The organism is Armatimonadota bacterium, assembly GCA_039679645.1.
In the GTDB taxonomy this organism is placed as follows: Bacteria; Armatimonadota; UBA5829; order UBA5829; family UBA5829; genus UBA5829.
In genome coordinates this window covers 109,305-115,667 of the sequence record JBDKUO010000066.1, presented here as the reverse complement: position 1 = coordinate 115,667, position 6,363 = coordinate 109,305, and the positions used below count along the sequence as shown (strand labels likewise).

5 protein-coding genes are annotated in these 6,363 nt (G+C 51.8%); all 5 read left to right on the top strand.

The features are described 5' to 3' along the window. Window positions 1-496: 496 nt before the first annotated feature. On the top strand, window positions 497-952 hold the full coding sequence (locus ABFD83_14100; protein MEN6358203.1) for a DUF3788 domain-containing protein: 456 nt from the start codon (window positions 497-499) through the stop codon (window positions 950-952). A 404-nt stretch (window positions 953-1,356) separates the two neighbouring features. Beyond that, window positions 1,357-1,596 (top strand): phosphoribosylformylglycinamidine synthase subunit PurS, encoded by a 240-nt coding sequence (gene purS / locus ABFD83_14095; protein MEN6358202.1) that lies wholly within the window; start codon window positions 1,357-1,359, stop codon window positions 1,594-1,596. Between the two features lie 169 nt (window positions 1,597-1,765). Beyond that, window positions 1,766-2,455 (top strand): phosphoribosylformylglycinamidine synthase subunit PurQ, encoded by a 690-nt coding sequence (purQ, locus tag ABFD83_14090; protein ID MEN6358201.1) that lies wholly within the window; start codon window positions 1,766-1,768, stop codon window positions 2,453-2,455. 127 nt (window positions 2,456-2,582) lie between these two features. Beyond that, on the top strand, window positions 2,583-4,814 hold the full coding sequence (purL, locus tag ABFD83_14085) for a phosphoribosylformylglycinamidine synthase subunit PurL (protein ID MEN6358200.1): 2,232 nt from the start codon (window positions 2,583-2,585) through the stop codon (window positions 4,812-4,814). Between the two features lie 100 nt (window positions 4,815-4,914). After that, window positions 4,915-6,345, top strand: coding sequence for an amidophosphoribosyltransferase (gene purF, locus ABFD83_14080; GenBank protein ID MEN6358199.1), 1,431 nt, complete (start codon window positions 4,915-4,917; stop codon window positions 6,343-6,345). Window positions 6,346-6,363 lie beyond the last annotated feature (18 nt).

The window sequence follows — 6,363 nt, the reverse complement described above, 5'->3', positions numbered from 1 at the left end:
TCGAGCAGAATTAGCGTTATCGGCACGTCTCAGATGTCATTAAACTTCTGGGAAGCCCTTTCCTGCTAATCCTCACTTCGTGAGTTTCTTGACGATTTGAATTTTTGTGATTATGAGACAGCTTCTTGAACCCCGGACGCATGTATCGCGGACTTATATGCTTCGGGAACGGCGCTGATGCCGCAGTTCTTAGATTTTGTAGTGCGTAAGTTCCCGAAGCTGGCGATATATCAAAGGCTGGCAAAGCTGCGGGAATTGATGTTATATTTGAATTTGCAAGGCAGCGTATCAGCGGCATTCCCGCAGCATATTAACAGGTTTCTGTTTTCAAGCGGCGGACGGTTATGTAGTGTTGTAAATTCCAGAACCGCTGAATGGATGAATGAAATGAAACGCTGAAAATGACGCTTGTGCAAGGTTTCAGCGATTCAGCTTTTTCAGTGTCTCAGCGGTTCAAAAAGCAGATTTCTCGCATTCGCTCGAAATGACAGGATTAATGATGACCGAACAAGATGCGCGAATGATAAATCGAGATATCCAGCCTGACAACGCGTCTCTGGCTGATTGGATGGGCCAGGACGGCTATAAGCGCTGGGCAGAGTTGGTCGAGTATATCGAGGTCAACTATCCGGGTGTATTTGAACCGGACTGGCTCTTCGGCGGAAAGAAACACGGCTGGTGCCTGCGCTATAAGAAATCGAAGTCGTTTTGCACTCTCATTCCGGAAAAAGACCGGTTGGTGATCGTGATAGTATTCGGCGCGCAGGAACGAGCCAAGGTTGAGGAAACATTACTGGACTTGGTTTCGCACGCTCGCGAGGACTATGAGGCGGCAACCACTTATCACGACGGCAAATGGGTAGCGCTTACAATCGATAACGATGAAGTGTTTGATGATGTGAAGCGGTTTTTGTATATCAAGAGAAAACCAAAAGAACCGCTGATAAGATGAATTATATGAAACGCTGAAGATGACGCTGGTGCAAGGTTTCAGCGTCTCAGCGGTTCAAAAAGCAGATTCCTCGCACTCGCTCGGAATGACGGGGTGCGTGACGCTTTCTGATCGTTCGGGGTTTGAACCCCGGACGCAAGTCTCGCGGACTCAAGTCCGCAGCGCACATTTATATCTGGGGCTTAAGCCCCGGGAACGTTGGAACGGGATTCAAATCCCGTCCCGTCATAATTTCGCGTTTTCGCTCTTTCGTGTTTTCGCGATAAAGAAAGCTCTATTTACCCTCAAGGTAAGATACCTGGAGGGATAACATAAGTGTCGGGACTAAAGTCTCGGTACACTCTATAACTTTTTGACTTTCTAACTTTTGGACTTTTCGACTAACCTAACAACTGAGGAAATTAATGGCTAAAGTAAACGTATATGTAACTCTCAAGCCCGCCCTGCTGGATGCGCAGGGTAAGGTAGTCCAGGGCGCTCTCGAAAACCTTGGCTTCGACAAGGTGCAGAGTGTGCGCATGGGCAAATTCATCGAAATCGAGGTAGACGGCAACGGCAATCTCGAAAATGACGTAGAAGAGATGTGCAAAAAGCTTCTCGCAAACCCAAACACTGAGAATTATAGGTTCGAAATAGTCAAGTAGGGCCGAAGCATTTGCCGTTCAATTTCTGAAAAAGTGTTGAATCATAATCGCAAATGCTTCATCCGTAAGCGTGACGGGTTAGGCATTCGCGACAATAAATGATAGGCTGCAAAAACTTAAGGGGCGAATGCTTAACCCCTACAACAGACTAAATAAAGGCAGAAAACATATGAAATTCGGAGTAGTCATATTCCCCGGGTCCAACTGCGATCAGGACGCGTATTTCGCCGTGCGCGACGTCCTGAAACAGCCGGTGGAATACATCTGGCATCAGGAAACGGACCTCGACGGGTATGATTGCATTATCCTGCCCGGCGGGTTCTCATACGGCGATTATCTGCGCACCGGCGCAGTGGCGAAGTTCAGCCCCGTCATGAATGCCGTGAGCGAGCATGCGGCCAAAGGCGGACGATTGATCGGAATCTGCAACGGGTTCCAGATACTGTGCGAATCGGGCCTGCTCCCCGGCGCTCTGATCTCCAACAACGGCCTGCGCTTTATCTGCAAATACGTCAATGTGCGCGTAGCGAACAATAAGACGGACTTTACCAACCTTTGCACCGATGGGCAGGTCCTCTCGATCCCTATCGCCCATCATGGCGGCAATTATTACGCCGACCCCGAGACCATTAAGAAGATCGAGGACAACAATCAGGTCATCCTGCGCTATTGCGATGAGGCCGGAAATGTCACTGCAGAGGCTAACCCTAACGGATCGATCAACAACATCGCCGGGATCATCAACGAGAAGGGCAATGTCGCGGGTATGATGCCCCACCCCGAGCGCGCAGTCGAGAGCATTCTGGGAAGCGATGACGGGAAGCTGATTTTACAATCTATAGTGGAACGCTTGTCATAAGAACAGACTCATTCCCTCTCCTGGGGGAGAGGGTTAGGGTGAGGGCGCAGCCTGGCTGCGAAGAGTTGACTCCTCACCCCGGCCCACCCTATGGGAGAGGGGGAATTGCAGCGGAACAGAGGTAAAAATGCCTATAACAAACACAAAACCAATTGAGCCGTCCGTCTACCGTGAGATGGGGCTTAATGATGAAGAATACGGAAAAATAACCAAAGTGCTCGGGCGGCATCCGACATATACCGAAGTCGGAATGTATGCGGTTATGTGGAGCGAGCACTGCGGCTACAAATATTCTCGCCCGATCCTGCGATACTTCAGCAAATATAAAGAGGCTATCGACGGCGCGGGTCTTGAAAATGCAGGGATTATAGATATCGGCGGCGGATATGGTGTGTGCTTTAAGATCGAAAGCCACAACCACCCATCGGCGGTCGAGCCGTTCCAGGGCGCTGCGACAGGCGTCGGCGGAATTTTGCGCGATATCTTCACCATGGGTGCTCGGCCAATCGCATCTCTGAACTCACTGCGGTTCGGCAGCCTCGATGATGCGCGAACTCGCTATCTATTCGAGCATGTAGTCGGCGGGATAGCGTTCTACGGCAACTGCGTAGGCGTGCCGACAGTCGGCGGCGAGGTCTACTTCGAGGACTCTTATGCGGGCAATCCACTGCTTAACGCGATGGCAGTCGGCATTATGAAGCATGAAGATGTAGCTTATGCCCGCGCTGAGGGAGTCGGAAACCCTGTGCTCATTGTCGGATCGCGAACAGGACGAGACGGCATTCACGGCGCAACGTTTGCATCGGTCGAGCTTACTGAAGAGTCCGAGAGCCGGAAGTCCAATGTGCAGATGGGCGACCCGTTCACCGAAAAGCTGCTTATCGAGGCTACTCTCGAAGCTCTCAAAACGGGCTACATAACCGGAATCCAGGATATGGGCGCTGCTGGGATCACCTGCTCGACATGTGAGACCAGCGCCAAGGCCGACACCGGTATGACAATAGATGTCCGCAAAGTGCCTCTGCGCGAGACCGGCATGAGCGCGTATGAGATCATGCTCAGTGAATCACAGGAGCGCATGCTGGCGATTGTGAAGAAAGGCCATGAGAACGACGTCATGGCGATCTTCAAGAAGTGGGGGCTAAATGCGGTCGTGGTCGGTGAAGTCACTGGCGACGGTCTGGTCCATGTATATGACAATGGCGAGCTGGTAGCGCAGGTCCCCGCGAAGTCTCTCGCGGATGAGGCCCCGACCTATTATCTCAAAGCCGAAGAGCCTGCCTACCTGAAGGACGCTCAGAATTACGACCTCTCGAATATCCCGGAGCCGCAAGATTACACCGAGGCGCTCTTCAAACTGATCGAATCGCCGTCTATCTCCAGTAAAGAGTGGGTCTATCAGCAGTATGACCATATGGTCCAGACAAACACCGCCATATTGCCCGGATCGGACGCAGCAGTGCTCAGGATCAGAGAGACTCCAAAAGGCATAGCTGTAACGACTGACTGTAATGGACGATATGTCTATCTCGACCCGTACATGGGCGCGCAGATAGCAGTAGCCGAGGCGGCACGAAACCTGGCATGCTCAGGCGCAAGACCAATAGGCGCTACGGACTGTCTCAACTTCGGCAACCCCGAAAAGCCTGAGGCTTTCTGGCAGTTTGAGCGAGCAGTAAAGGGTCTGGCGGATGCATGCGATTTCTTCGGCGCGCCGGTAGTAAGCGGTAATGTCAGCTTCTATAATGAGACACCGGAAATGGCGATCTACCCTACCCCTGTTATCGGGCTGCTTGGCTTGATAGACGATGTCCAGAAGCGCTGCACGTCCGAGTTCAAGAATGATGGTGATGTAATCGCTTTGATATCGAATACATGTGAGAGCGAATCGCTGGGTGCAAGTGAGTATTTGAACACCATCCATGGACTAGCTGTGGGCAGGCCTCCGAAGCTCGATATGGAACGCGAGAAAAAAGTCCATGAAACGCTTATCAGGGCAATAGGCAGAGGACTTTTGAGTTCTGCGCACGACTGTTCGGATGGCGGCCTTGCGATTACCCTGGCTGAATCGTGTATAATGGGTAAGGTAGGGGCTGACATTTCCCTGCAGACAGATTGTAAACCATCGGAAGCGCTGTTTGCCGAGACTCAGTCGAGAGTAGTGGTTTCGCTTCAGGCTGGCAAGTTGGAAGACCTTACCAAGATCGCTAAAAGTCTGGAAGTCGAGTGCACCGTTATAGGCAAGGTCGGCGGTAAATCGCTCAAGATCGCTGTCAACAATAATTCGATAGTCGATGCATGTGCGGGCGAGATGGAATCGCGTTGGCGCTCGGTTATCGGCAAAAAGATGGAAAGCTGAAATCAGGTGACGGGTATTAGGTGTTAGGTGTCGGCTTTCCTTCCCTAATACCCATCACCCAACACCTATCACCTATCATAGCTCGATCAAAGGAAGTACGATGATCTACATAGACAGGCCCGAGATTGCGGAAGAATGCGGAGTATTTGGAATTTGCAGCGGCGGTGAGGATGTAGCAAGGCTTGCATTCTTCGGCATTTTCTCACTGCAGCACCGCGGTCAGGAGAGCGCGGGGATAGCTGCATCTGACGGCAAGTGTATCCGCATGCACCGCGATATGGGTCTTGTTACCCAGGTCTTCCACGAAGAAGCTCTCACCGCGCTCAAAGGGCACATTGCAATTGCCCATACCCGCTACTCCACAACCGGATCGAGCGTATTACGCAACGTACAGCCGATGCTCTGTGAATGTGACTTCGGCACCATAGCTCTTGCGCATAATGGCGACCTGGTGAATGCGGGTCCTCTGCGAGATGAACTGGAGGCATCGGGTATAAAACTCGAGACCACCAATGACAGCGAGGTTATCCTCAAGCTCATCGCAACATCCGGCGCAAGCACGATAGAAGACGCAATCAAATATGCCATGAGCAAGATACGCGGCGCATATGCTGTGGTAGTGCTCACTAAAGATAAGTTGATAGCTTTTAGAGACCCGTTCGGAATACGGCCTCTGAGCATTGGACGGCTGAACGGATCGCACTATGTAGTCGCATCAGAAACGTGCGCATTCAACACTATAGGCGCACAGTTCGTCCGCGAGGTCGAACCGGGTGAGTTGATTGTCATAGATGAGAACGGTCTTGCCGAATATCAGGCGATCCCGGTTGAAGGCCGCGCGCTGTGCATATTCGAATATGTCTACTTTGCCAGGCCGGACAGCCGCATGTATAACCGGACGATGCACGAAGCCCGCAGGAGGATGGGCCATGAGCTTGCAAAAGAGCATCCCTGCCCCGGCGCGCACATCGTATTTCCTATCCCGGACACGGGAATCCCCGCAGCAATCGGTCTTGCTGAAGCATCCAGAATCCCCTACGCAGAAGGCGTAATCAAGAACCGATACATTCACCGAACATTTATCCAGCCGGACCAGCGCATGCGCGAGATGGGCGTTAGAATGAAACTTTCGCCGCTTAAAGAGACGCTTGCCGGCAGGCGTGTGGTTATGGTGGAAGATACGATTGTTCGCGGCACAACCAGCGCCCCTACTATCAAGATGATACGCGAGGCCGGTGCAGTCGAGGTGCATGTACGCATCGCATGCCCGCCGATCAAATACCCATGTTTCTATGGGATCGACACGGCAAACCAGGACGAGCTAATCGCCTCAAGGCTCTCCATTGAACAGATCAGAAAACATATCGGCGCAGACAGCCTGGGATATCTAAGTCTTCCGGGGCTTGTGCGGGCAATAGGCGTAAAGAAAGACAAACTCTGCTGCGCATGCCTTGACGGCAAGTATCCCGTAGATGTCTCGAAAGAGGCTAAGATGAGCAAGTTTGTATTTGAAAAAACGCCAGCCCTATGATTTAGTATTTGATATTTT

What these genes read in the sequence shown, in the direction of transcription:
- purL (MEN6358200.1), top strand. Translation starts at nt 2,583, where the DNA reads ATGCCTATAACAAACACAAAACCAATTGAGCCGTCCGTCTACCGTGAG.
- purF (MEN6358199.1), top strand. Translation starts at nt 4,915, where the DNA reads ATGATCTACATAGACAGGCCCGAGATTGCGGAAGAATGCGGAGTATTT.
- purS (MEN6358202.1), top strand. Translation starts at nt 1,357, where the DNA reads ATGGCTAAAGTAAACGTATATGTAACTCTCAAGCCCGCCCTGCTGGAT.
- purQ (MEN6358201.1), top strand. Translation starts at nt 1,766, where the DNA reads ATGAAATTCGGAGTAGTCATATTCCCCGGGTCCAACTGCGATCAGGAC.
- ABFD83_14100 (MEN6358203.1), top strand. Translation starts at nt 497, where the DNA reads ATGATGACCGAACAAGATGCGCGAATGATAAATCGAGATATCCAGCCT.